Source organism: Pseudomonas xanthosomatis (genome assembly GCF_019139835.1).
GTDB lineage: Bacteria > Pseudomonadota > Gammaproteobacteria > Pseudomonadales > Pseudomonadaceae > Aquipseudomonas > Aquipseudomonas fakonensis.
Genome location: NZ_CP077075.1, coordinates 4,108,848 through 4,134,207, shown reverse-complemented (window position 1 = coordinate 4,134,207; position 25,360 = coordinate 4,108,848). Strand labels below are relative to the sequence as shown.

General features: G+C 66.3%; 21 protein-coding genes. 12 read left to right on the top strand and 9 right to left on the bottom strand.

The genetic code is table 11. The annotated features are described in order from the left end of the window. Positions 1-17: 17 nt before the first annotated feature. The 5 genes from KSS93_RS18265 (at position 18) to KSS93_RS18245 (ending at position 4,511) form a co-directional block, all read left to right on the top strand. The gene (locus KSS93_RS18265; protein ID WP_217885369.1) at positions 18-1,091 is read left to right on the top strand and encodes a metal-dependent hydrolase; all 1,074 of its coding nucleotides are present in this window, start codon (positions 18-20) and stop codon (positions 1,089-1,091) included. Between the two features lie 2 nt (positions 1,092-1,093). Next, on the top strand, positions 1,094-1,795 hold the full coding sequence (locus tag KSS93_RS18260) for a TraX family protein (protein WP_217885368.1): 702 nt from the start codon (positions 1,094-1,096) through the stop codon (positions 1,793-1,795). 10 nt (positions 1,796-1,805) lie between these two features. Further along, a complete protein-coding gene (locus KSS93_RS18255) occupies positions 1,806-2,201 on the top strand; it encodes a hypothetical protein (RefSeq protein ID WP_217885367.1) in 396 nt (131 codons plus the stop codon). Positions 2,202-2,260: 59 nt separating this feature from the next. Continuing rightward, complete coding sequence (locus tag KSS93_RS18250; RefSeq protein ID WP_217885366.1) at positions 2,261-3,172, top strand: LysR family transcriptional regulator; 912 nt, start codon at positions 2,261-2,263, stop codon at positions 3,170-3,172. A gap of 361 nt (positions 3,173-3,533) precedes the next feature. Then, the gene (locus KSS93_RS18245) at positions 3,534-4,511 is read left to right on the top strand and encodes an LLM class flavin-dependent oxidoreductase (protein WP_217885365.1); all 978 of its coding nucleotides are present in this window, start codon (positions 3,534-3,536) and stop codon (positions 4,509-4,511) included. 72 nt (positions 4,512-4,583) lie between these two features. Here the strand turns inward: KSS93_RS18245 and KSS93_RS18240 are convergent, their stop codons facing one another. Then, positions 4,584-5,681 (bottom strand): alkene reductase, encoded by a 1,098-nt coding sequence (locus KSS93_RS18240; RefSeq protein WP_217885364.1) that lies wholly within the window; start codon positions 5,679-5,681, stop codon positions 4,584-4,586. 198 nt (positions 5,682-5,879) lie between these two features. Beyond that, the gene (locus KSS93_RS18235) at positions 5,880-6,890 is read right to left on the bottom strand and encodes an aldo/keto reductase (RefSeq protein ID WP_217885363.1); all 1,011 of its coding nucleotides are present in this window, start codon (positions 6,888-6,890) and stop codon (positions 5,880-5,882) included. Between the two features lie 392 nt (positions 6,891-7,282). On the opposite strand from KSS93_RS18235, the gene KSS93_RS18230 reads away from it, so the two are divergent. Both KSS93_RS18230 and aldA read left to right on the top strand, forming a co-directional pair. Beyond that, positions 7,283-9,460, top strand: coding sequence for a PQQ-dependent dehydrogenase, methanol/ethanol family (locus KSS93_RS18230; protein WP_217885362.1), 2,178 nt, complete (start codon positions 7,283-7,285; stop codon positions 9,458-9,460). A 7-nt stretch (positions 9,461-9,467) separates the two neighbouring features. Beyond that, the gene (gene aldA / locus KSS93_RS18225; RefSeq protein WP_217885361.1) at positions 9,468-10,901 is read left to right on the top strand and encodes an aldehyde dehydrogenase; all 1,434 of its coding nucleotides are present in this window, start codon (positions 9,468-9,470) and stop codon (positions 10,899-10,901) included. A 368-nt stretch (positions 10,902-11,269) separates the two neighbouring features. Here aldA and KSS93_RS18220 read toward each other — a convergent pair whose 3' ends face one another. After that, the gene (locus KSS93_RS18220; RefSeq protein ID WP_217885360.1) at positions 11,270-13,174 is read right to left on the bottom strand and encodes a sigma-54-dependent Fis family transcriptional regulator; all 1,905 of its coding nucleotides are present in this window, start codon (positions 13,172-13,174) and stop codon (positions 11,270-11,272) included. Positions 13,175-14,131: 957 nt separating this feature from the next. Continuing rightward, the gene (locus KSS93_RS18215; RefSeq protein WP_217885359.1) at positions 14,132-15,106 is read right to left on the bottom strand and encodes an AraC family transcriptional regulator; all 975 of its coding nucleotides are present in this window, start codon (positions 15,104-15,106) and stop codon (positions 14,132-14,134) included. A gap of 102 nt (positions 15,107-15,208) precedes the next feature. Here KSS93_RS18215 and KSS93_RS18210 point away from each other — a divergent pair, with 102 nt between their 5' ends. From KSS93_RS18210 to KSS93_RS18190, 5 genes are read left to right on the top strand one after another with little or no spacing between them, the layout of a single operon-like run. Then, entirely contained in the window at positions 15,209-15,769 is a 561-nt protein-coding gene (locus KSS93_RS18210; protein ID WP_046855060.1) for a carboxymuconolactone decarboxylase family protein, read from the top strand. A gap of 44 nt (positions 15,770-15,813) precedes the next feature. Further along, the gene (locus KSS93_RS18205) at positions 15,814-16,878 is read left to right on the top strand and encodes an acyl-CoA dehydrogenase family protein (protein WP_217885358.1); all 1,065 of its coding nucleotides are present in this window, start codon (positions 15,814-15,816) and stop codon (positions 16,876-16,878) included. Beyond that, the gene (locus KSS93_RS18200) at positions 16,875-17,693 is read left to right on the top strand and encodes an ABC transporter ATP-binding protein (protein WP_217885357.1); all 819 of its coding nucleotides are present in this window, start codon (positions 16,875-16,877) and stop codon (positions 17,691-17,693) included. The genes KSS93_RS18205 and KSS93_RS18200 overlap by 4 nt, the downstream gene beginning before the upstream one ends. Further along, entirely contained in the window at positions 17,680-18,885 is a 1,206-nt protein-coding gene (locus tag KSS93_RS18195) for an ABC transporter substrate-binding protein (protein ID WP_217885356.1), read from the top strand. Before KSS93_RS18200 ends, KSS93_RS18195 begins: the two co-directional genes overlap by 14 nt. Then, positions 18,885-19,640 carry an ABC transporter permease gene (locus KSS93_RS18190; RefSeq protein ID WP_217885355.1) on the top strand — a complete coding sequence of 252 codons (756 nt, stop codon included), beginning with the start codon at positions 18,885-18,887 and terminating at the stop codon, positions 19,638-19,640. Before KSS93_RS18195 ends, KSS93_RS18190 begins: the two co-directional genes overlap by 1 nt. Positions 19,641-19,778: 138 nt before the next feature. On the opposite strand, the gene eco is transcribed toward KSS93_RS18190, so the two are convergent. The 5 genes from eco to KSS93_RS18165 all read right to left on the bottom strand — a co-directional run bounded on the left by eco (position 19,779) and on the right by KSS93_RS18165 (position 25,360). After that, positions 19,779-20,258, bottom strand: coding sequence for a serine protease inhibitor ecotin (gene eco, locus KSS93_RS18185; protein WP_217885354.1), 480 nt, complete (start codon positions 20,256-20,258; stop codon positions 19,779-19,781). 53 nt (positions 20,259-20,311) lie between these two features. After that, positions 20,312-21,082 carry a 3-hydroxybutyrate dehydrogenase gene (gene hbdH, locus KSS93_RS18180; RefSeq protein ID WP_217885353.1) on the bottom strand — a complete coding sequence of 257 codons (771 nt, stop codon included), beginning with the start codon at positions 21,080-21,082 and terminating at the stop codon, positions 20,312-20,314. A gap of 281 nt (positions 21,083-21,363) precedes the next feature. After that, positions 21,364-22,380, bottom strand: coding sequence for an ABC transporter permease (locus KSS93_RS18175; RefSeq protein ID WP_217885352.1), 1,017 nt, complete (start codon positions 22,378-22,380; stop codon positions 21,364-21,366). Continuing rightward, positions 22,380-23,438, bottom strand: a complete 1,059-nt coding sequence (locus KSS93_RS18170) for a microcin C ABC transporter permease YejB (protein ID WP_217885351.1) — start codon at positions 23,436-23,438, stop codon at positions 22,380-22,382. The genes KSS93_RS18175 and KSS93_RS18170 overlap by 1 nt, the downstream gene beginning before the upstream one ends. After that, positions 23,435-25,360, bottom strand: coding sequence for an extracellular solute-binding protein (locus KSS93_RS18165; protein ID WP_217885350.1), 1,926 nt, complete (start codon positions 25,358-25,360; stop codon positions 23,435-23,437). Before KSS93_RS18165 ends, KSS93_RS18170 begins: the two co-directional genes overlap by 4 nt.

The following is a 25,360-nucleotide window of genomic DNA, read 5'->3' as shown; positions in this document are numbered from 1 at the left end:
CGTCGCCGGAACCCGCAATGGACTCACTGACCCAAGCCGTCCTCGGCGCCGCCCTGCAGGGCAGCGTGCTGGGCCGCCTGCAAGGCCGCCGCTCGCTGCTCTACGGCGCTGCCCTGGGCACCTTGCCCGACCTCGATGTGGTCATCCGCTACGCCGACCCCGTATCGCAGATGACCTACCACCGTGGCTTCTCCCACTCGGTTTTCGTGCTCACTGCCCTGGCCCTGCTGCTGGCCTGGCTGGTCAACCGCTGTTGGCCGAACAAAGGCTACACCCTGCCACGCCTGTTCCTGGCGTTCTGGCTGGTGCTGATCACCCACCCGGTGCTCGATGCCTTCACCGTGTACGGCACACAACTGTTCTGGCCACTGCACAGCACACCAGAAAGCTGGGCCGCAGTGTTCATCATCGACCCGGTTTACACCGTGCCGTTGCTGCTGACCGTGCTGTATGCCGCGATCAAGGGCCTCAAGGGCCGGGCGGTGATGTTGATGAGCCTGGCGCTGGCCTTCAGTACCGCTTACCTGGGCTTCGGCCTGGCCGGGCGCATGGCCGCCGAACAGCGTTTCGAACTGGCACTGCAGCAGCAGGGCATCGCCGCCAGCGAGGTGCGCGCCGTGCCCATCGCCTTCAATACCCTGGTGTGGCGCGTGCTTGCCAAGACCCCGGATGGCGATTACTACGAAGGCGTCAGCAGCTGGTTCGACCGCGACCCGCCCGAACTGCTGCGCCAGCCGCGCAACCTGGCCGCCGGCAAGGTGCTCGACGGCGTGCCGCTGCACGAGCGCCTGCGCTGGTTCACCGGCGACTGGCTGCGTTACGACGTGGTGGGCGATGCGCTGGTGGTCACCGACCTGCGTATGGGCATCCCCGGCAACTACACCTTCCGCTTCCAGATGGCCCAGCGCGATGGCGCCGGGCAGTGGCAGGCCATCCAGCCCCGTGGCTGGGTGGGGGGCGGGGCGGCGTCGCTGTTCGATGGCGACAAGCTGTCGCTGATCTGGCAGCGCGTATTCACTCAGCAACCGCCACTGCCCCTGGCAGCCTGGGCGGCCCAGCCTGAAGGGCATGCTGCCGAGGCCCGGCACTGAGCATGCGTTCGGCCGGGCTGGACCTGGTGAAATGGACGGCGATCCTGACCATGGTCGCCGACCATTTGCGTTACTTGTGGCCGGCTGCCGACGGGTTGTTCGTGCTCGGGCGGTTGGCATTTCCATTGTTCTGCCTGGCGATAGCGGTGAATGTCGGTCGTGGCTTGCCCGGCCAGTTCGCCACCCCGGGCAATGCCCGCTACCTGGGGTGGCTGCTGTTGTTCGCAGTGCTGTCCGAAGCGCCATACCGCTGGCTGGATAATGGCTCGAGCACGCTCAACGTGATCCCCACCCTGGCCCTTGGCCTGCTGGTAGCCTGGGGTGTGCACCACACCGGGCCGTTGGCCCGCGTAGGCGCGCTGCTGGCGGTGCTGCTGGCAACCTTGTTCAGTGCGCAGATCATGTACGGCTTGCCGGGGGTGTTGCTGCCGGCGGCGCTGTTGCTGGCCAGAAGCCGGGGAGGGTGGTGCTGGGCGCTGGCCTGTCTGCTGGCGGTGGCGGGCAACTTCACCAATAGCTGGCTGCGCGGTCACCCTCTGGCACCCATTGCCTTGCAGGTTGCTGGCATGGCCGCACTGGCGATTGCGCTGGGCTGCTGGTTGCTGCGCCAGGACAACCGGCGCATTCGGCCGGTGGGGCGCTGGGGTTACGCTTTCTATCCATTGCACCTGCTGGCGATCAAGGGCCTGCAGGGGCTCAACTGACGAGGGCATGATGAACCGTCACCTACTGTTGCTGCTGGCACTGTTGGCCGGCCCGACCCTGGCCTGCCAGGTGCAGGCCGACAAAGCCTATAAAGACCCGCACTTCGGCAACTGGGTCATCCCGGTACAGCTCAAGCGCGGCGAGCGCTGCGTGATCCACGACTACACCAGCGCCGAGGGGCGCAAGACCTGGAGCGAGCTGTGGGCACCGCTGGAAAAGCTCGGCGCCGTGCACCCCGACAAGCTCGGCCGCCTGCGCCGCGAATACCAGGTCAATACGACCAGCCAGGTCAACCGCTACGTGTACACCGCAGGCCAACAGGCAGGTGAGGAAGATGTGGTGTTTGCCGCGTTCCCCAATGGCGTTGAAAAACGTGCCGTGGCTTACCGGCTGATCATCCAGTAAGCCTTGCAATACGCCGATCTGCACCCATTTAGCTGGCCTGACTTTTTCGGAAACACAGCATGGAACCCAACCGCTTCGGCGATATCGCCGCCTTCGTCAGTGCCGTGAAGGCCGGCAGCTTCACCGCCGCCGGCGCAAGCCTGGGTCTGACCCGCTCGGCGGTGGGCAAAAGCATCGCCCGGCTGGAGGCGCGCATGGCGGTGCGCCTGCTCAACCGCACCACGCGCAAGTTGAGCCTGACCGACGAGGGCCTTGTGGCGTTCGAGCGCTGGCAGCAGATTCTCGATGATCTCGACGAGGTCGACACCACCATGGCCCAACGCCGGGGCAAGCCCACCGGCACCCTGCGCCTGACCGCGCCGTTGTCGTTCGGCCAGCGCCATGTGCTGCCGATTCTCGACCGCTACCTCAAGCAGTGGCCGGAGCTGCGCGCCGACATTCGCTTTACCGACCGCTATGTCGACCTGGTGGAAGAGGGCGTCGACGTGGCCGTGCGCATCGGCGCGCCGAAAGAGGACTCGCAACTGCTGACCCGCACCGTGGCCTGGCAGCAGTTCGTCACCTGCGCCGCGCCCGCGTACCTGGCCGCCCATGGCACGCCGCAGGTGCCGGCCGACCTGTACGGGCACGACAAGATCGCCTTCCTGGTGGGCGAAAAGTCCAGCCCCTGGCGCTTTCGCACCGAGGCCGGGCTGCACCTGTGCGAGGAGCCGGGCCGGCTCAACATCGACAGCTCCGAGGCCATGCTCGACGGCGCGCGGGCGGGCTTCGGGCTGATTCACCTGCCCACCTACATCACCGGCGACGACCTGCGTGCCGGTACGCTGGTGGAGGTGTTGCACAAGTATCGGCCACCGGCCGACCCGATCCGCATCGTCTACCCGAGCAAGCGGCACCTGTCGCCGCGGGTTCGCGGGTTCATCGATTTGCTGGTGGCCAGCTGGGAAGACGGAGTGCCTTGGGAGGATTGACCCCATTGCCTGCGCAATCCCTGTAGGAGATGACCCAGCCCTTTCGGGCTGCGCTGTCGCGCAGAGAACTGGGCACGAGCCCGCCGCGGACCCTGTGGGAGCGGGCTTGCCCGCGAACACCGGCGAAGCCGGTGCCATACACCGCGACGCCTGCTTCGCGGTGGTTCGGCACCCCGACAAGCCCGCTCCCACAGTCCATGCTAAATCAATGAGTTATGTGCAGTTCTATGAGAGCCGGCAAGCCGGCTCCTACAGAGGGATACGGGAAAACAGGTCCCCAGTCCTGCGCCTGCAGCGCGGTTTATCCCCTGGCCGCGACCCCGGACACTGTGCTGTCACTCAAAATCCCACAGGAGTCCCCATGACAGCCCTGTCCGTCCTGGACCTGGTGATGATCGGCGAAGGCAAGACCTACGCCGACGCCATCGAAGAAACCCGCCAGTTGGCCCGCCATGTCGAGCAGCACGGCTACCGGCGCTACTGGATCGCCGAGCACCACGACATGCCCGGCATCGGTTCGGCCGCCACGTCGCTTGTGATCAACGAAGTCGCCAACGCCACCCGACAGATTCGCGTCGGTGCCGGCGGCATCATGCTGCCCAACCATGCGCCGCTGGTGGTGGCCGAGCAGTTCGGCACCCTCGACACCCTGCACCCCGGGCGCATCGACCTGGGTCTGGGCCGCGCGCCTGGCACTTCGGGCCCGACCGTGCGGGCGTTGCGTGGTGTTGCGCCAGAGCGTGATTTCGAAACCGACATCGCCGAGCTGCGCGACTACCTGGCCGACAACGGCAAGCGCCAGGTGCGCGGCGTCCCAGGCCAGCACCAGGTGCCGGTGTGGATACTCGGCTCCAGCTTGTTCGGCGCCGACCTGGCGGCGCGGCTCGGCTTGCCTTACGCCTTCGCCTCGCACTTTGCGCCGCGTTACCTGTTGCAGGCCATCGCCCATTACCGGGCCAACTTCCAGCCTTCGGCGCAGCTGGCCAAACCGTACGTGATGGTGGGGGTGAACATTTTCGCTGCCGCCAGCGATGCCGAGGCCGACTACCTGGCCAGTTCGCACCGGCAGTGGATGCTCGACCTGCATGTGGGGCGTTTCGGCCTGCTGCCCAAGCCGCAGGAAGGCTATGTGCAAGGCTTGCCTGCCCATGAGCGGGCAGTGCTCGAGCAGGTGATGGCTTGCACCATTGCCGGTGGGCCGCAGCGGGTGAGGGAGGGGCTGCAGGCGTTGATTGGCCAGACGGGGGCGGATGAGCTGATGATCGATTGCCGTATCCATGACCCGCTGGCACGCCAGCGCTCGCATGCCTTGGTGGCGCAGGCAATTGCAGAGCTCTAAGCGCTTGTTTATTCCCCTGTAGGAGCCGTGCCGGGACCAGAAAAAGGGGCCATTGATTGGCCCCTTTTTCATTCACGCTTGCTTGAGAAACGGGTAATCGGTGTACCCCTCAGGCCCGTTGGCATAGTCGAACTGCGCGCGGTGCTCGTTCAGCGGCGCCTGTTGCTTCAGGCGCTCCACCAGGTCCGGGTTGGCGATGAAGGCGCGGCCAAAGGCCACGGCGTCGATCAGCCCGCGGCCCAGCAAGTCCTCGGCCTTTTCGGCGGTGTAGGCGCCGGCTGCCACGATCACGCCCGGGTAGATGGCCCGGATTGCCTGGCGAAACTCGTCACGCAGCGGCTTGCCGCCCGACCAGTCCGGCTCGGACAGGTGCAGGTAGGCCAGGTTGCGCTTGGCCAGCTCGCCGATCAGGTACAGGCCGGCGGCCTCCTGGTCTTCGCCGTTGTCCACGCCATTGAAGCCGCCCAGCGGGAAGATGCGAATGCCCACGCGGTCGGCACTCCACTGGGCGATGGCGGCGTCCACCGCCTCGAGCACGATGCGTGCGCGGTTCTCGACGCTGCCGCCGTAGCGGTCTTCTCGCACGTTGGCGCTGGGGGTGAGGAACTGGTGCAGCAGGTAGCCGTGGGCTGCGTGCAGCTCGATGAAGTCGAAGCCGGCCTCGCGGGCATTGACCGCGGCCTGGCCAAAGTCGGCGACGATGCCGGCAATTTCGGCCTCGCTCAGCTCACGCGGGGTCGAGGTTTCGACGCGGATCAGCTGGTTGTTTTCATCGCGCAGCGTGGTGCGGGCGTTGGCAGCCAGTGCCGAAGGCGCCACCGGCGCTTCGCCGCCAGGTTGCAGCGAGGTGTGCGAGACCCGGCCGGTGTGCCACACCTGCACAGCGCTGTGGCCGCCAGCGCCATGGATGCCTTCATTGACCTGGCGCCAGGCGGCGATCTGCTCGGCGCTGTGGATGCCCGGCGAGCCGGAGTAGCCCTTGGCCTGGAAGGAGATCTGCGTGGCTTCGGTGATGATCAGCCCGGCGCTGGCGCGCTGGGTGTAGTACTCGGCCATCATCGGCGTCGGCACATCGCCCGGCTCCAGGCTGCGCAGGCGCGTCAGCGGTGCCATGAAGGCGCGGTTGGGCAGGGTCAGAGGGCCGAGCTTGAGGGGTTCGAACAGTTTCATGAAGGCTCCATCGCAAAATGAAATCGATGGCGCGCAAGATACCGAGGTGATTGGGGAATAGGGGGACCGGCATACCGGCGGTTGGGTCCCCAATGGGGATCATGTTGCGTATTTCAGGCCCCATCGCGGGGCAAGCCCGCTCCCACGCCGGGTCGTGAGCGCTGCGTGGGAGCGGGCTTGCCCCGCGATGGGCCGCACTCAATGACGCGGCAAGCGCCCGCTGACAAAGTGCGCCACATCGTTGAAGCCTGGCGTCGAGGCATGCCCCGGGGTCACCAGCGAATCGATGAAGGCTTCGTCTTCGGCGCTGACCCTGATCTGCAGCGCCCCGGCGTAGGTGTCCCACTGCGCCTCGGTGCGCGGGCCGACGATGGCCGAGCTGACCAGCTGGTTGTTGAGCACCCAGGCAATGGCGAACTCGACGATGCCCACGCCCTTGGCCTCGGTGTAGGCGTGGATCTTCTGGGCGATGCTCAGCGACTCCTGGCGCCATTCCACTTCCATGATGCGCTTGTCCTGGCGCCCGGCGCGGCTGCCGGCGTCCGGGGTGGAGCCGGGGGCGTACTTGCCGCTGAGCACGCCACGGGCCAGCGGGCTGAACGGTACCACGCCCAGGCCGTGGTAGCCGGCGGCGGTCAGTTGCTCGGGCTCGGCCTGGCGGTTGACGATGTTGTACAGCGGCTGGCTGACCACAGGTTTGGCCACGCCCAGCTGGTTGGCGACGTGGCAGATCTCGGCGATGCGCCAGCCGCGGAAGTTGCTCACGCCCCAGTAGCGGATCTTGCCTTGGGCCAGCAGGTCGCCGATGGCGCGCACGGTTTCTTCAAGCGGCACCGTGTGGTCTTCGCGGTGCAGGTAGTAGATGTCCAGGTAGTCGGTGCCCATGCGCGTGAGGCTGGCTTCCAGCGCATTGAACAGGTGCTTGCGCGACAGCCCGCTGCGGTTGGGCACGCCGTCCACCGGGCCGTAGCCGGCCTTGGAGGCGACGATCCAGTCGTGGCGGTTGCGCGCCACCGCCTCGCCGACGATTTCCTCGGAGCGCCCGCCGTTGTACACATCGGCGGTGTCGACGAAGTTGATGCCCTGGTCCCAGGCCTTGTCGATGATGCGCAGCGAATCCTCGGTGCTGGTTTGCTCACCGAACATCATGCTGCCGAGGGTCAGGGCCGAAACCTGCAGGCCAGAGGTGCCGAGGGGGCGGTATTTCATTGCCGGGAATCCTTTTCGTGCGAGGGGGGTGTCTGGTGTTTTTACACACAACCTGCACGGTTTGAAAGGGCAGGCCGCAATATTGTGGGAGCGGGCTTGTCGGGGTGCCGAACCACCGCGAACACCGGCGAAGCCGGTGCCATATACCGGGTTGCATTCTTCGCGGGCAAGCCCGCTCCCACAGGGATCTTTGCAAGCCTTCGACCTCTGACACACCTGTGCCAGCGCTGCATCAACTGTAGCGCCAATGCTTCACCAGCCCAGCCTGGTGACCCCGCAAGCGAGCCCTGTAGCCTGTCTACTACGGGCTTCCGCACCCCCTGGCACAACCATTGCTCCGCCTCTTGCCGACACCCTCGCGCTGTCGCCATAACAAGAACGGAGAACCAGCCATGACCCCAACCGGCCCGCACCGCCGGCTCCTGCCGAGCGCCCTTGCCGTCACCCTCAGCCTGACCTGCCTGCTGCCCGCCCACGCCGCCGAAGTGGATGGCGCGCGCATCATTGCCGCCGATCAGGAGCCCGGCAACTGGATGAGCCACGGCCGTACCTACGACGAACAACGCTTCAGCCCGCTCAAGGCCATCGACCAGGGCAACGTCAACCAGCTGGGCCTGGCCTGGAGTTACAAGCTCGACCTGGACCGTGGCGTGGAAGCCACGCCCATCGTGGTGGACGGGGTGATGTACACCACCGGGCCCTTCTCGGTGGTGTATGCGCTGGATGCGCGCAACGGCAAATTGCTGTGGAAGTACGACCCGCAATCGGACCGCCACCGCGCCGGCGAAGCCTGCTGCGATGCGGTCAACCGCGGCGTTGCGGTGTGGCAGGGCAAGGTCTACGTCGGCGTGCTGGACGGGCGCCTGGAGGCCATCGACGCCAAGACCGGCAAGCGCGTGTGGTCGGTGGACACCCGCAGCGACGACACCCGCAGCTACACCATCACCGGCGCCCCGCGGGTGGTCAACGGCAAGGTGGTTATCGGCAATGGCGGCGCCGAGTTCGGCGTGCGCGGCTATGTCACCGCCTATGACGCCGAAACCGGCAAACAGGTGTGGCGCTTTTTCACCGTGCCCGGCGACCCGAAGCTGCCGCCGGAAAACAAAGCCATGCAAATCGCCGCCAAGACCTGGCACGGCGATGCCTTCGTCGAACAGGGCGGTGGCGGCACGGCGTGGGACTCGTTCGCCTACGACCCCGAGCTGAACCTGTTGTACATCGGCGTCGGCAACGGCTCGATGTGGGACCCGAAATGGCGTAGCCAGGCCAAGGGCGACAACCTGTTCCTGTCGTCGATCGTGGCGGTGAACGCCGACACCGGTGAATACGCCTGGCACTACCAGACCACCCCGGGCGATGCCTGGGACTTCACCGCCACCCAGCACATGATCCTCGCCGAACTGCCGATCGACGGCCGCCAGCGCAAGGTGCTGATGCAGGCACCGAAAAACGGCTTTTTCTACGTGATCGACCGGCAGACCGGCGAGCTGCTGTCGGCCAAGAACATCGTGCCGGTGAACTGGGCCAAGGGCGTCGACCTGAAGACCGGCCGGCCGATCTTCAACGACGAGGCCGCCGCCTACTGGAAGGACGGCAAGCGCAAGCTGGTGACCCCGGCGTTCTGGGGCGCCCACGACTGGCACCCGATGTCCTACAACCCGCAGACCGGGCTGGTGTACATCCCGGCGCACATCATGTCGGCCTACTACGAGCACATTCCCGAGGCGCCCAGGCGTCACCCGTTCAAGAGCGTGTACCAGCTGGGCCTGCGCACCGGCATGATGCCCGAAGGCGCCGACGGCCTGCTGCAGATGGCCAAGACCTGGTCGGGCAAGCTGATCGCCTGGGACCCGGTGAAGCAGGCGCCGGCCTGGGAGGTGCCCTATGTGACCATCTTCAACGGCGGCACCCTGAGCACCGCCGGCAACCTGGTGTTCGAGGGCAGCGCCGACGGCCGGGTGATCGCCTACGCCGCCGACACTGGCAAGAAGCTGTGGGAGTCGCCCGCCGCCAGCGGGGTGATGGCCGCGCCCATCAGCTATTCGGTGGACGGCGAGCAGTACGTGACCTTCATGGCCGGCTGGGGCGGGGCGTTCAGCACCTTCGCCGGCGCCCTGAGCCTGCGCGCCGGGGTGCAGCCGTTTGCCCAGGTGCTCACCTACAAGCTTGGCGGCACGGCGCAGTTGCGTGAGCCGGCGCCACCGGCCGATGCGCCAAAACCGCCGCCGTTGACTGCCGACGCCAAGACCGTGGCCGCCGGCGCTGCGCTGTACGACGGCAACTGCTCGCAGTGCCATGGCATCCACGCGGTCAGCGGCGGGGTGCTGCCCGACCTGCGCAAGCTCACCGCAGAAAAACACCAGATGTTCCTCGGCATCCTTTATGGCGGCCGCGTGCCCGATGGCATGCCGTCGTTCGCCGAGCGCCTCAAGCCCGACGAAGTGGCGCAGGTGCATGCCTACCTGATCAAGCGCGCCCACGACCTGCAGCAGGAGGGGACGGTGTGGCAGCAGTTCAGTGCCAAGCCCGCCGCCCATACCCCGCTTGCCGACAACGACACCCAGGAGTGACACGAGCATGACCGACACCACTTACCAGAACTTCATCGCCAACGCCTTCATTGCCAGCGAGCAGTTGATCGAGGTGTACAACCCGGCCAACGGCGAGCTGCTGGCGCATGTGCCGGAGTCGCCGGTCCACCAGGTGGAGCAGGCCATCGCCGCCGCCCGCCAGGCGCAACCGGCCTGGGCCGCGCGCCCGGCCATCGAGCGCGCCGGCTACCTGCGCCAGATCGCGGCGAAGATCCGCGCCAACGCCGAGCCTTTGGCGCGCATCATCACCCGCGAAGGCGGCAAGGTGCCGGCCCTGGCCCAGGTAGAGGTGGCGTTCACCGCCGACTACCTGGACTACATGGCCGAGTGGGCGCGGCGCCTGGAAGGCGAGGTGCTGAGCAGCGACCGCGCCGGTGAGCATATCTTTCTGTTGCGCAAGCCGCTGGGGGTGGTGGCGGGCATTTTGCCGTGGAACTTCCCGTTCTTCTTGATCGCTCGCAAGATGGCCCCGGCGCTGCTGACCGGCAACACCATCGTGGTCAAGCCCAGCGAAGAAACCCCGATCAACTGCTACGAGTTCGCCAAGCTGGTGGCCCAGACCGACCTGCCGGCGGGGGTGTTCAACGTGGTCGGCGGGCGCGGTGCCAGCGTCGGCCATGGGTTGTCGAGCCATGCCGGGGTGGACCTGGTGAGCTTCACCGGCAGCGTGGCCACCGGCGCGCGGATCATGGCCGCGGCCGCCCCGAACATCACCAAGCTCAACCTGGAACTGGGCGGCAAGGCCCCGGCCATCGTGCTGGCCGATGCCGACCTGGACCTTGCGGTGAAGGCCATCGTCGCCTCGCGGGTAATCAACACCGGGCAGGTGTGCAACTGCGCCGAACGGGTGTATGTGCAGCGCCAGGTGGCGGATGCCTTCATCGACCGGGTGGCCCACGCCATGGCCGCCACCCGTTACGGCGACCCGTCGCTGCAGGCCGACCTGGACATGGGCCCGCTGATCAACCAGGCCGGTTTGGACAAGGTGGCGCAGATGGTGCGCACGGCGGCCGGGCAGGGTGCCCAGGTGGTCACCGGCGGCCAGGTGGCCGACCTGGGCGCGGGCTTTCACTACCAGCCCACCGTGCTGGCCGGGTGCAAGGCGGGCATGGAGATCATGCGCAAGGAGATTTTCGGGCCTGTATTGCCGGTCCAGGTGGTGGATGACCTGGACGAGGCCATTGCGCTGGCCAACGACAGCGAATACGGGTTGACCTCGTCGTTGTACACCCGCGACTTGAACGCGGCATTGAAGGCCAGCCGCGAGATCGACTTTGGCGAGACCTACATCAACCGGGAGAACTTCGAGGCCATGCAGGGCTTCCACGCCGGGGCCCGCAAGTCGGGGATCGGCGGGGCGGATGGCAAGCATGGGTTGTATGAGTACACCCGTACGCAGGTGGTGTACATCCAGGGGTAATCCCACCGTCTGGGCTTTACGCCACCTCTGTAGGAGATCCCCCAGCCCTTCCGGGCTGCGCTGTCGCGCAGAGAACTAGTCTCGCAGATGTACCGCGGCCCCTGTGGGAAGCGGCCTTGCCGGGGCGCCGTCCGGTCGAGATGGGCTGCGCAGCAGCCCCGGCAATTTGCATGAGGCTGAGGCCTTGGGGCCGCTTCGCGCCCCATCGCGACACGAGGCCGCTTCCCACGGGAAGCGTGTTAAATCAATGAGTTGTAGTTTGTTATATGAGAGCCGGCTTGCCGGCGATAGAGCCATCAGCCTGGGCGCAAGGCCTGAATCAGGGTTTTCAGGCCAGGCCTCATCGCCGGCCGGCTCCTACAGGGGGGTTACCGCTGGTTTGGCTGCACGATGCCGTACAGCTTCATCTTTCGGTACAGCGTCGAGCGGGAAATACCTGCAACTTCGGCGGCCGCGCTCATGTTCCAGCGCTGACGCTGCAGCAGTTCCAGCAGGTGGCGGGCTTCAGCAGCTTCCACCTGCCGCTCCAGCAATGGCGGCGGCGCAGGGCTTGCCAGCATTTCCTCCGGCAGGCAGTCCAGCCCGATCACCCCGCCTTCAGCCAACGCCACGGCGTAGCGCAGTACGTTCAGCAACTGCCGTATGTTGCCGGGCCACGGATGGCTCAGCAGGCAACGCCGGGCTTGATCATCCAGGCGCAAGCCTGCGGCACCGGGCAGCCCCGCCAGCAAGCGCTCGATCAGCATGCCCCGGTCACTGCGTTCACGCAGCGCCGGCAACTGCACGCGCATGCCGCTCAGGCGGTAGTACAGGTCTTCACGAAAGCCCTTGCTGGCAATCAGCGCAGCCAGGTCCTGGTGGGTGGCGCTGATCACCTGGATATCCAGCGCCACAGGTACTTCGGCGCCCAGCGGCAGCAGTTCGCGCTCGGCCAGCACCCGTAACAGGCGGGTTTGCAGGTGGGCGGGCATGTCGCCGATTTCGTCGAGAAACAAGGTACCGCCGTCGGCCAGCTCCAGCTTGCCCTTCATGCCCTTGCGGTTGGCCCCGGTGAAGCTGCCGCCGCGGTAGCCGAAAAGTTCGCTTTCGATCAGCGATTCGGGGATGGCCGCGCAGTTGAGGGCCACGAACGGCCCGGCATGGCGCTGGCTGGCCTGGTGCAGGGCGCGGGCGAAGGCCTCCTTGCCGGTGCCGGTTTCGCCGCCCAGCAGGATGGCGATGTCCTTGTTCAGCACCTTGCGCAGGCGGCTCACGGCTTGTTGCAGGTGAGGGTCTTCGCCGGCCAGGTTGTCCAGCCCCGGGTGAGGGCTGTTGGCGCGTTTGCCGGCTGGCAGGCTGCGCGGCCGGTAGCCGGCCGGTACCCGCAGGCCGATGTCCAGCGGTTGCTGTTCGGCATGCTCGCGCAGGGTCACACCGCGGGCACCGCCGCGGGTGAGCTCGAGCAACTGGTCGATATCGGCGGGCAGCAACTGGTCGATGCGCTGGCCGAGCAGGGCCTGGGGGTGGTTGAGGAATGCCGCGCGGTTGGCGCCGATCACCCGGCCGCTTTCGTCCAGGGCCAGCAGCTGCCGCGCCGCCAGGTCACCGGCCTGGCCTTCGGGGTTGAGGGCCAAGGTGAGGCGGTCGCGGTAATGCTGGCGAAAGTGTGCGTCTTCGATCATGCGGGCGTACAGGCTCACCAGTTGCAGGGTGAGGTGCTGGGCCTGCTTGGGGCCTTCGTCGTGCAGGCTGGTGGCGTTCAGGCAGCCAAGCAACTGGTTTTGCGCATCGAACAGCGGTGCCACCGAGCAACTGAGCCGGGCGTTGCTGCTGAGAAAATGTTCCTGGCGGTGGATGGTCAGGGCAACCCCTGCGGCCAGCGCGGTGCCGATGCCGTTGGTGCCGGCGATGGACTCGTCCCAGCAGGCTCCGGCCATCAGGCCTGCGCGGGTGTAGCGCTGGGTGTCGATGGGCAGGCGGGCGTCCAGGGTGATGCCGTTGCGGTCGCTGAGCAGCACGGCGAAGCCTGCGGGTGCGACCCGTTGCGCCAGGCCATTGAGGCCTTGGCCGGCGAGGTTCAGCCAGGCTTCGTGGCGGGCCTGGTGCTGGCGCACTTCGCTGGCGCTGAGCAGGTTGTCGACATGGCGCTGGGCGGGGTCGAGGTTGTGTTGGGTGATGCTGCGGTACCAGGATTGGGCGATCACCGGTTCCGGGGTGAGGCCGCGGTTGGCGAAATGGCAGTCGATGATGGCGGCCAGGTCGCTGGGCCGGGGTGGGGCGACGGGCGCGGACATGGGGGATCCTGTGGTTTTGTTGTTTTGTGGTAAACCATAGCAGGTGTGGTGTGGGGGGGGGGATCCCTGCGGGAGCTGGCTTGGGGGTTATGCTATTGCCTGCTGAATTGCTGAATTGCTGTTTTAGTTGGTATTGGAAGTTGTATGCGCATTCATTATTTGTAGTGACGCTTATTCACCTTTCCGCCCTTACGGCGGCTTACTTTTGTCTTGGCAAAAGTAAGCAAAACCGCTCGCTCCCATCATCCGGCCCCTGCGCTGCGCTCCGGGGTTCCCTCACTCCGGGCTTGCTCCGGGGGTACGCGCCGACGGGCCGTCCCTGGCCCGATCGGCGCTCGACCGGCATCCATGCCGGTCGCCCCCCTACGCAATCCCTGCGTTCGGCCTCCTGAAGTCGCGAAGTTAGGGGCGGCGCCTGGGCTGGCGCAGCTAACCGCTAGTTGCATTTGTGGGAACTCAGGATTGCAATCGCCGGCAAGCCGGCGATAGGGCCCGAACAAACAACACATCAATAATAATTAAACCAATATCTCTGCTCTTGATCTGGCTCTTGATCTGGCTCTTGATCTGGCTCTTGATCTGGCTCTTGATCTGGCTCTTGATCTGGCTCCTGATCTGGCTGTTGATCTTGCTGTTGATCTTGCTTCTAAGCGCGCAATAGTTCAGGCAACACAAATCGCGACTTCAGGAGGCCGAGCGTAGGGATTGCGTAGGAGGGCGACCGGCATGGATGCCGGTCGAGCGCCGATCGGGCCAGGGACGGCCCGTCGGCGCGTACCTCCGGAGCAAGCCCGGAGCGAGGGAACCCCCGAAGCGCAGCGTAGGGGGCCGGATGATGGGAGCAGGGCGGCTTTGGTTACTTTGGCCGCGACCAAAGTAACCCGCCGTAAGGGCGGAAAGGTGACGAAAAGCGCTCATCGTCAATGAATGTGCATACATCTCCAAAAGCAATCACCATCAAATCCCGAACCCGAACCCGAACCCGAACCCGAACCCGAACCCGAACCCGAACCCGAACCCGAACCCTACCCCCAACCCCTTCCGATAAGCCCCCGGCTGCACCCCCACCGCCTTGGCAAACGCCCGGGTAAACGCCGCCACCGACTGATACCCCACCTGCACCGCCACCTGCTCAACAGTACTCCCAGCCCTGAGCAACTGACACCCATGGCGCATGCGCAACGCCAGCAGCACCTGCCCGGGTGATTCCCCGGCCAATTCACTGAAGCGCTTGAAGAACGCCGACCGTGAAAGCCCCGTGCAAGCCGCCATGCTCTGAAGCGTCCAGGCCAGCCCCGGCGCTTCGATCAACTGCTCCAGTAGCCCGGCGAAGGCCGGCTGGCGGGCGAGGGCGACCAGCCCGCCGAGGGACTGCCCGCCGTGCACCTGCTGGCGCAGCACATACAGGAACAACAAGTGCGTAAGCCGTTCAAGCAGCGTTTGCGAAGGCTGCGGCAAGCGCCGGCACTCCTCCAGAATCAAGCCGAACAACGCCCGGGCAGCAGTGCCAGCCGGGTCTTCGGCACGCAGCACGATCCAGTCGGCCAAGCCCTCGACGATCAGCGACGACAACCCCGAGCGAAAGTCGAAGAAGCCACACACCAGCCCCACACCGTCGTCGGCCTCAAGCTCCAGCGGCGCCATGGCCCGGCGCGGCTGGGCGCAGGCATCTTGCGCGTCACCGGCGCCAGACAACCGGTAGCCCAGGTCACGCAACAGAAACACCGCATCGCCACTCTCCAGCCTTACAGGGTCGGCGTGGCCATCGACATGCAGCCAGCAGTGCCCCTGCACCACCAAATGGAAGCTGGCCCGGCCCATGCCCTGGGTGCTGGCATGCCAACCACCGCAGTAGCGGCCCACGTGAAACAGGCTGGCGTCGAGCTCCAGGCCTTCTAATAACCAATCGACGAGATGGCTGGATGAAATCATCTAATGCAAGGACTCAGGAGCAAGGAAAGGCGACTGATGAATATGGATGCTGCTTCTTATAACCAACAGACTGTAGCAACCTACATCAAAGGAGACCGCTCCATGTCCGCGCGCATTACTCTACACAGCCTGCAGACCGCTCCGGAAGCCGCACGTCCGTTCCTTGAGAACGCCCAGAAGAATTCGGGCTTCATCCCCAACCTGCTCGGCATCCTGGCCAACGCCCCGGCAGCACTGGAAACCTACGTCACCGTCTCGGCCTTGAACGGCAAGTCGGAACTGACCCTGGCCGAGCGCGAAGTGGTGCAGTTGATCGCCGCCACCCAGCACGGCTGCGACTTCTGCGTGGCCGGCCACACCGCCGTGGCGCTGAACAAGGCCAAGTTGCCGCAAGAGGTGGTCGACGCCCTGCGTGCCCGTGGCGAGCTGCCCGACGCCCGCTACGAAACCCTGGCCGCCTTCGCCCGCGAAGTGATCGCCACCCGCGGCAACGTCAGCGATGCCACTTACCAGGCGTTTCGCGAGGCCGGTTTCAGCGAAGGCAACGCCCTGGAAGTGATTCTTGGCGTGAGTCTCGCAACCCTGTGCAACTTTGCTAATGTGTTCGCCCAGACGCCGCTCAATGACGAGCTCGGCAAGTACCGTTGGCAGCCTTCGGCGTAAACCGTCCGATGCCGGCGGGTCCGGCGTTTCAAAGGAGTAGGGACATGCTTGATACCGCATTTTGTCAATGGCTGGATGCCAACGCCGAGGCCATCGACCAGGGCCAGTGCGACCCGCACCGGGTGCTGGCACATATCGCCGAATCGCAGTTGCTGCGCGTCGGCGTAACTGCCGAACTGGGCGGCTCGGGGGGCGAGGTCAGCGACGCGGTCGAGGCCATCGCCGCCATTGCCAGCCGTTCACTGGCTGCCGCGTTCGTTTGCTGGGGCCAGCGCGCCTTTATCGAATACCTGCTGCAAAGCCCTAATCAGGCGCTGCGCGAGCGGCTGATCCCGAGCCTGCTCAAGGGCGAGCTGGCCGGCGCAACGGGGTTGTCCAACGCCATGAAGTTCCTGTCTGGCATCGAGGCCCTGCAAGTGCGTGGCCGCCCGGGCGATGCCGGCTGGACCCTCGAAGGCCGCCTGCACTGGGTGACCAACCTGCGCAAAAGCGGCTTCGTGGTGGCTGCGGCCATTGAGGACGATGCTGGTGGCGCGCCGTTCGTGCTCGCCATCCCGTCCGACGCTCAAGGGCTTGAGCGCTCCGACGACCTGCAACTGATGGGCCTGCAATCGAGCAACACCGCTGCGCTGGCCTTCCACCAGGTGGAGCTGGGCCGCGACTGGCTGCTGCACGAGAATGCCCGCGAGTTCCTGCCCAAGGTGCGCCCGGCGTTCCTCGCCCTGCAGTGCGGCTTGGCCATCGGCCTTGCCCGCCGCGCCCTGGACGAAGTGCAGGAGCACTTGAACGGCCGCGCCTCGTTCCTTGAAGAGGCCCGCCAGGTACTGGCCGAGCGCCTGGAAAACACCATCGCCGAGCTCAAGCAGGGCCTGCGTGACGGCCGGTTCCTCGAGCAGCCGGCGGCGCTGTTCAAGCTGCGCATCACCCTGGCTGAAAGCGCCGCCGACGCCGTGCAACTGGAGCTGCAGGCCAGTGGCGGCAAGGCCTACCTCACAGCCTACGGCGAAGGTTTTGCCCGCCGCTGGCGCGAATCGGCCTTCGTGCCCATCGTCACCCCGAGCCTGGTGCAATTGCGCGCCGAACTGCAACGTCAGGCGTCTGCGGCATGACCGAAGTGCTGCTCGAAGCCTGCGACATCAGCCTGGGCTACCCCCGCGAGGGCGGCTGGCAGGCTGTGCTGGAACAGTTCGACCTGGCCCTGGCGCCGGGCGAGGTGGTGACCATCCTGGGCCCCAGCGGCGTGGGCAAGTCGAGCCTGCTGCGGGTGCTGGCCGGCCTGCAGCAGCCCCGTAGCGGTTCGGTGGTGCTGCACGGCGAGCCGCTGCAGGGCCCGCACCCGCGCCTTGCGGTGGCGTTCCAGGACCCGAGCCTTTTGCCCTGGCTCAGCCTTGAAAAGAACGTCGCCTTCGGCCTGGACTTCGCCCGCCAGCCCAAGCTTGCCGCCAGCCAGCGGCGCGCGCGTATCGACCACGCCATCGCTGCCGTGGGTTTGGCCCACGCCCGCAACCAGTACCCGGCGCAGTTGTCTGGTGGCATGGCCCAGCGCACCGCGCTGGCCCGCTGCCTGGCGCGTCAGCCCGAAGTGCTGCTGCTGGACGAGCCGTTCGGTGCGCTGGACGAGGTGACCCGCGCCGACATGCAGCAACTGCTGCTGCAATTGATCGCCACCCACAACACCGCTGCGGTGCTGATCACCCACGACATCGACGAAGCCCTGCTGCTGTCCGATCGCGTGCTGCTACTGGGCAACCACCCGGCGCGCACCCTTGGCCAGTGGCACATCGACCTGCCGCAGCCGCGTGCGCAGCGGGTCGAGGAACTGGGCGCGCTGCGTATCGAAATCCTCAAGACCCTACGGCGGGCAAGCCGCACCGAACCCACCCCAACCCCCTTGCCCTCGGAGGCTGTCCATGTGCATGGATGACTGCTGTTCTTCGACGTCCCGTCGCGACTTTCTGAAACTGAGCGCCATGCTCACCGCCGCCGGCGCCGTGCCGCTGCTGTCGAGCCTGCAGGCGCGCGCCGCCGCCGAGCCGGATGCGCCGGTGCGCATCGGCTACCTGCCGATCACCGACGCCACGCCGCTGCTGGTGGCCCACAACAACGGCCTGTTCGAGGCCGAGGGCATCAAGGCCGAGCGCCCGGTGCTGCTGCGCAGCTGGGCCCAGGTGATCGAGGCGTTCATTTCCGGGCAGGTCAACGTGATTCACCTGCTGTCGCCGATGACCGTGTGGGCGCGCTATGGCAGCAAGGTGCCGGCCAAGGTAGTGGCGTGGAACCACGTTGGTGGTTCGGGCCTGACCGTGGCCCCGGACATCACCGACATGCAGCAGCTTGGCGGCAAGACCGTGGCCATTCCGTTCTGGTATTCGATCCATAACGTGGTGCTGCAGCAGATGCTCAACGACAACGGCCTGAAGGCTGTGTCCAAGCCTGCCAACGCGCAACTGGCGGCCAACGAGGTCAACCTGCTGGTGCTGCCGCCGTCGGACATGCCGCCGGCCCTGGCCAGCAAGCGCATCGCCGGCTACATTGTCGCCGAGCCGTTCAACGCCCTGGCCGAGAACCTCAAGGTTGGCCGCATACAGCGCTTCACCGGCGATGTTTGGCGCAACCATGCCTGCTGCGTGGTGTTCATGCACGAACACGACCTGAACAACCGCCCTGAGTGGTCGCAAAAGGTGGTCAACGCCATCGTCAAGGCCCAGCAATGGACCCGCGAGCACCGTGCCGAGGCGGCCGCCTTGCTGTCCAAGGCCGGCCCCAACAAGTACACCCCGCATGAGCCGGCGGTGCTCACCAAGGTGCTGGCGCCCGCCGCCGAAGACCGCGCCGGCTATATCGCCAGCGGCGCCATCCAGCACCAGCAGTGGGATGAAAAGCGCATCGACTTCCAGCCTTACCCGTTCCCCAGCTACACCGAGGAGCTGGTCAAGCGCCTGAAGAACACCTTGATCGAGGGCGAAAGCGGCTTCCTTGCCAGCCTCGACCCGGCGCACGCGGCGCGCGACCTGGTGGATGACCGCTTCGTGCGTAACGCCATCGCCGCAGTGGGCGGCCCGGCGACCTTCGGCATTGCCGAAAACTTCCAGCGCAGCGAGGAGTTCGCGGTCTGATGCGTGGGCACATCGTGCATGGCGCCCTGGGCCTGGCGGGCCTGGCGGCGCTGTTGTTGCTGTGGTGGGCCGGGGTGCAGCTGTTCGGTGCCGCCGATGGCTTGTCGGCGCGCTTCTCGCCCCAGGCCACGTTACACAGCCTGCTGGAGCTGCTGGGCCAGGGCGAGGTGTACGGGCATATCTGGGTGAGCCTCAAGCGCATCCTCATCGGCCTGCTGCTGGCGTTGCTGATCGGCGTGCCGCTGGGCCTGCTGGTGGGCAGCTACCGGCACCTGGAGGCGGCAACCACCCCGGCGTTCCAGTTTTTGCGGATGATCTCGCCGCTGTCGTGGATGCCGGTGGTGGTGATGCTGATGGGGGTCGGCGACCAGCCGATCTACTTCTTGCTGGCCTTTGCCGCGCTGTGGCCGATCTTGCTCAACACCGCCGCCGGCGTGCGCCAGCTCGACCCGCGCTGGCTGCAACTGAGCCGCAGCCTCAGCGCCACCCGCTGGGAGACGCTGTGCAAGGTGATAGTGCCTGGGGTGATCGGCCATGTGCTGACCGGCGTGCGCCTGGCCATCGGCATTTTGTGGATCGTGCTGGTGCCGTGCGAGATGCTGGGTGTGAGTGCGGGGCTGGGGTATTTCATTCTCGATACCCGTGACCGGCTGGCGTACTCCGAACTGATGGCCATGGTGCTGCTGATTGGCGTGCTGGGCTTCATGCTCGATGCGCTGGCCCGTGGCTTGCACCGGCGCTGGGTGCATGGCTGAGATTGCCGTGGGAGCAACTGTCTTGTGCTGCCTGAACCGGCCTCATCGCCGGCAAGCCCGCTCCCACGCTGGTTCCCTGGGCGATTGCGCAGCCCGCAGGGCTGGGTAATCCCCGGCAGGCAGCACAGCGGCCTGTGATTACTCCACTTTTGCCGTTTGCACGTCGTTCGAGGCCGACCACACCCGGTAGCGCACCTGCACGTCCTGCGGCACGTACAGCACCACCGGCAGCTTGCTGTTGTAGCGCAGCATGAAGCCCTCGCCCACTACCGGCACGAAGGCGTCGGTCTTCTTGCCGTCCGGGCAGGCCATCAGGGTGCTGGCGGGGCCGCCGACTTTTTCCAGGCGGTAGTAGCTGTAGCCCCAGCCTTGCAGGGTGTGTTCTTCGAGGTTGCCGGCCAGGCGCTGGCGGTTGCAGTCCACCTGCAGGGTCTTGCCGGCGAGGATCTGAAGCTTGAACGCCGACTCGTCAGCCTGGGCCGGCAGGTGGATGACCTGGCGGCTGAAGCCTTTTTCGGCGTCGGGGTAGGGGGCGACGTCTTTCAGGCTGGCCGCCAGTGCCGGTGTGGCGGCGGCCAGGGTGAGGGAGAGCATCGCGGTGATACGGGCTTGGCGCATAGGGCCTCCTTGCGGATGATCGAATGCGAGGCGGCGCCAGGCCCGGCTCCCCGTCACTGGGCGAGCCAGCCGCCATCGACGTTCCAGGCGGCGCCGCGGACCTGGCTGCCAGCCTCGCTGCACAGGAACAATACCAGCTCACCCAGGTGTTCGGGGGTGACGAAGGCCAACGAAGGCTGCTTTTCAGCCAGCAGGTCGTGTTGCGCCTGGCGGGCATCGCCACCCAAGGCTGCGCGGTCGTCGATCTGTTTTTGCACCAGCGGGGTCAGTACCCAGCCGGGGCAGATGGCGTTGCAGGTGACGTTGCTGGTGGCGGTTTCCAGGCCGATCACCTTGGTCAGGCCCACCACGCCGTGCTTGGCAGCCACGTAGGCGGCCTTGCCGGTGGAGCCGACCAGCCCATGCACCGAGGCGATATTGACGATGCGCCCCCAGCCGCGTTCGCGCATGCCTGGCAACACCAGGCGGCTGGCGTGGAACACCGCCGACAGGTTGAGGGCGATGATCTTGTTCCAGGCCTCTGTCGGGAACTGCTCCACCGGTGCCACATGCTGGATGCCGGCGTTGTTGACGAGGATGTCGACGCGGCCGAAGGCGCGTTCGGCGGCGGCGAACATCTGTTCGATCTGGGCCACGTCGGACAGGTCGGCCAGGTGGTGGGCTACCTGCACGCCATGCTGTTTGATCGCGGCAATTGCAGGCGCGGGGTCGCCGAAACCGTTGAGCAGGATGTTCGCCCCGGCCTTGGCCAGTACCTGGGCAATGCCTAAGCCGATACCGCTGGTGGAGCCTGTGACCAGTGCAGTCTTGCCTGTGAGCGTCATGCGGTTCTCCTTGGTTTTGTCGGGGTGCAGTTTGCAAAAAACGGCGCGATTCCTGTGGGAAGCGGCCTTGAGTCGCGATGGGCTGCATGGCAGCCCCAGGATCTCGACCTCATGCAAAATTGTCGGGGCTGCTACGCAGCCCATCGCGACACAAGGCCGCTTCCCACAGGGATTGCATTAGCCTCAGGCCTACGCTGTACCTGTAGGAGCCGGCTTGCCGGCGATGAGGCCGGTACAGGCAGCACAAGACAGTTGCTCCCACAAAATGGCCAACCCTGGCGTCAGCGCCGTGGGTCGAACGCCTCGCGCAGCGCCTCGCCGATGAACACCAGCAGCGACAGGATCAGCGCCAGGGCAAAGAATGCAGTAAAGCCCAGCCATGGCGCCTCCAGGTGCTGCTTGCCCTGGGTCACCAGTTCGCCCAGCGAGGCGCTGCCCGCCGGCATGCCGAAACCGAGAAAGTCCAGGGCCGTCAGGGTGGTGATGGCGCCGGTGAGCATGAAGGGTACGAAGGTCAGCGTGGCATTCATGGCGTTGGGCAGAATGTGCCGCAGCATCACCTGCGCATCGGTAAGCCCCAGCGCCCGGGCGGCCTTGACGTATTCCAGGTTGCGCCCGCGCAAGAACTCGGCGCGCACCACATCCACCAGGGTCAGCCACGAGAACAGCGCCATGATCCCCAGCAGCCACCAGAAGCTCGGCTCGACGAAGCCGGACAGGATGATCAAAAGGTACAGCACCGGCAGCCCCGACCACACCTCCAGCAGGCGCTGGCCGAGCAGGTCGACCCAGCCGCCGTGGTAACCCTGCAGGGCGCCGGCGGCCAGGCCGATGAGCACACTGAGCGCCGTCAGGGCAAAGGCGAACAGCAACGAGGTGCGGGTGCCGTACAGCACCCGCGCCAGCACGTCGCGGCCCTGATCGTCAGTGCCCAGCCAGTTGCTCGTGCTTGGCGGGCTGGGGGTGGGTACCTGCAAATCGTAGTTGGGCGTGTCGGCGCTGAACGGGATGGGCGCGAACAGCATCCAGCCGCCCTGGCCCTCGATCAGCTGGCGCACGTACTGGCTGCGGTAGTCGGGCTGAAACGGCAGCTGCCCGCCGAACTGCTGCTCGGTGTAGCGCTTGAGTGCCGGGGTGTACAGCTGGCCCTGGTGCGACAGCAGCAGCGGCTTGTCGTTGGCCACCAGCTCCGCACCCAGGCTCAGCAGCAGCAAGGCGGCGAACAGCCACAGCGAAACCCAGCCGCGGCGGTTGTCGCGAAAGCGCTGCAGGCGCCGGCGGGCAATGGGCGAGAGCATCAGTGCGCCCTCGTGTCGAAGTCGATGCGCGGGTCCAGCGCGGTGTAGCACAAGTCGCCGACCAGGCGGATCAACAGCCCGGCCAGGGTGAAGATGAACAGCGTGCCGAATACCACCGGGTAATCCCGTGATACCGCCGCCTCATAGCTCATGCGCCCCAGGCCGTCGAGGGAGAAGATCACCTCGATCAGCAGGGAGCCGGCGAAGAACACCGTGATCAGCGCCTGGGGCAAACCGGCCACCACCAGCAGCATGGCGTTGCGCAGCACATGCCCGTACAACACCCGGCGCTCGCTCAGGCCCTTGGCCCGGGCGGTGACCACGTACTGGCGGGTGATCTCGTCGAGGAAGGCGTTCTTGGTCAACAGCGTCAAGGTGGCGAAGCCGCCGATCACCAGGGCGCCGACCGGCAGCACCAGGTGCCAGAAGTAGTCCGCGATTTTACCCAGCAGGCTGAGCTGGTCGAAGTCGTCCGACACCAGCCCGCGCACCGGGAACCAGTTCAGCGAGGTGCCGCCGGCAAACAGCACGATCAGCAGCAGGGCGAACAGGAAAGAGGGCAGGGCATAGCCGACCACGATCAGCGCGCTGCTCCAGGCATCGAAGCGGCTGCCGTGGCGTACCGCCTTGCGGATGCCCAGCGGGATCGACACCAGGTAGGTGATCAGCGTGGCCCAGAAGCCCAGCGACAGGGTGACCGGCAGCTTGTCGAGGATCAGGTCGGTGACCTTGGCGCCACGGAAGAAACTGTTGCCGAAGTCCAGCCGTGCGTACTGCCCGAGCATCAGCCACAGGCGCTCGGGGGCGGACTTGTCGAAGCCGTACTGGCGCTTGATTTCGTCGATCAGCTTGGGATCGAGCCCGCGGGTGGCGCGAGACTCGCCGTGCACCACTTCGGCCCGTGCGCCCGGGGCGCTGCCACCGATACCTTGCAGGCGCGCCACCGCCTGCTCAACCGGCCCGCCGGGGGCGGCCTGGACGATGGCGAAGTTGACCAGCAGGATCGCCAGCAGGGTGGGGATGATCAGCAGCAGGCGCCGCAGGATGTACGTGGTCATGGCGCGCGGCCCTTCAGTGCGTCCATCTGCCGGTTGCTCAGCGGCGTCGGGCTGAGCTCCCACCAGGTGTCCAGGCCTTCGTCATAGGCGGCCTGCACCTTGGGCAGGCCGAAGCGGTTCCACCACACCGTGGAGCTGCCCGGCGGGTAGTAGTTGGGGATCCAGTAGTAGTTCCATTGCAGCACCCGGTCCAGGGCATGGGCGTGGCGCAGCATGTCGGCCTGGGTGGCGGCGCGTACCAGGCCGTCGAGCAGCCGGTCCACCGCCGGGTCCTGCAGCACCATCAGGTTGTTCGAGCCGGGGTCGTGGGCGGCGGCCGAACCAAAATAGTTGTACTGCTCGCTGCCCGGCGACAGGGTGACGCTGTAGCCGGTGACGATCATGTCGTAGTCGCGGGCCATCACCCGGTTGATGTACTGGGCCGGGTCGACGTTGCGGATGTTCAGCTCCACGCCGATCTGCGCCAGGTTGCGCTTCCACGGCAGCAGCAGGCGCTCCATGCCGGCCTGGCCGTTGAGGAAGGTGAAGCTCAGCGGCTCGCCGTCGGCGTTCACCAGGCGGTCGCCCTCGGGGTGCCAGCCTGCGGCCTGCAGCAATTGCAGGGCCTGCAACTGCTGTTTGCGGATGATCCCGGAGCCATCGGTGACTGGTGCGCTGAACACCTGGTCGAAGACCTCGTCAGGTACCTGGCCGCGCAGCGGCTCGAGCAGTTTGAGCTCCTCGGCGTCGGGCAGCGCACGGGCGGCCAGCGGGGTGTTGGAAAACAGGCTCTGCTGGCGGATGTACATATTGCGCATCATCTGCCGGTTGCTCCACTCGAAGTCCCACAGCAGGCCCAGCGCCTGGCGCACCCGGCGGTCCTTGAACTGCGGTTTGTCGAGGTTGAACACGAAACCCTGGGCCACCTGCGGCTTGGCCGGGCCCAGGTGGGCGCGCTGCAGGCGCCCGTCGTCCAGTTGCGCGCCGTTGTAGCCCAGGGTGTAGGCGGTGGCCGAATACTCGCGGTTGTAGTCGTAGCCGCCGCCCTTGAGCACCTGGCGCGCCACCTCGGTGTCGCCGAAGTACTCGATGCGCACGCGCTGGAAGTTGTAGCGCCCGCGGCTTGCTGGCAGGTCGCGGGCCCACCACTGCGGGTCGCGTTCGAAGGTGATGCTGCGCCCGTTGTCGATGCGGCTGATGCGGTACGGGCCGCTGCCCACCGGCTTGTCGAAGCCGGCGCCGTTGGCGAAGTCGCGTTGCTGCCAGTCGTGCTCGGGCAGCACCGGCAGGGTGGCCAGGTCCAGGGGCAGGGTGCGCCCGTGGGGTTTGCGAAAATCGAAGCGCACCCGGCGCGGGCCTTCGACGGTGACGCCGCTGACATCGGCGAACAGGGTGCGGTACTTGAGGCTGCCTTTGCTCATCAGCAGCTCGAAGGTAAAGCGCACGTCTTCTGCACGCACCGGCTTGCCGTCGGCGAAGGTGGCGCGCGGGTCGATGTCCAAACGCAGCCAGGCGTCGTCGGGGCCGCGCTCCAGGCTGCGGGCGATCAAGCCATAAACCGTGTAGGGCTCGTCGAACGAGCGCACCGCCAGCGGGGCATACAGCAGGCCGTCGACTTCGCTGACGCCGGTGCCTTTGTCGATGTAGGGCAGGATATGGTCGAACTGGCCAATGTCGTTGGCCGAGCGGCGCAGGCTGCCGCCCTTGGGGGCGTCTGGGTTGACGTAGTCGAAGTGCTGGAAGCGTTCGCCGTAGCGCGGGGCTTCGCCGTAGACGGTGAGGGCGTGGCTGGGGGCGGCATGGGCGTTGGGCGCCATGCACAGCAATGCGATGCCGTACAGGAACTGTGGGAGCGGGCTTGCCCGCGAAAGCGTCCGTTCAGGCGACAGTGTCGTCGGTACGGGCGCATTCGCGGGCAAGCCCGCTCCCACAGGGATTTTCAT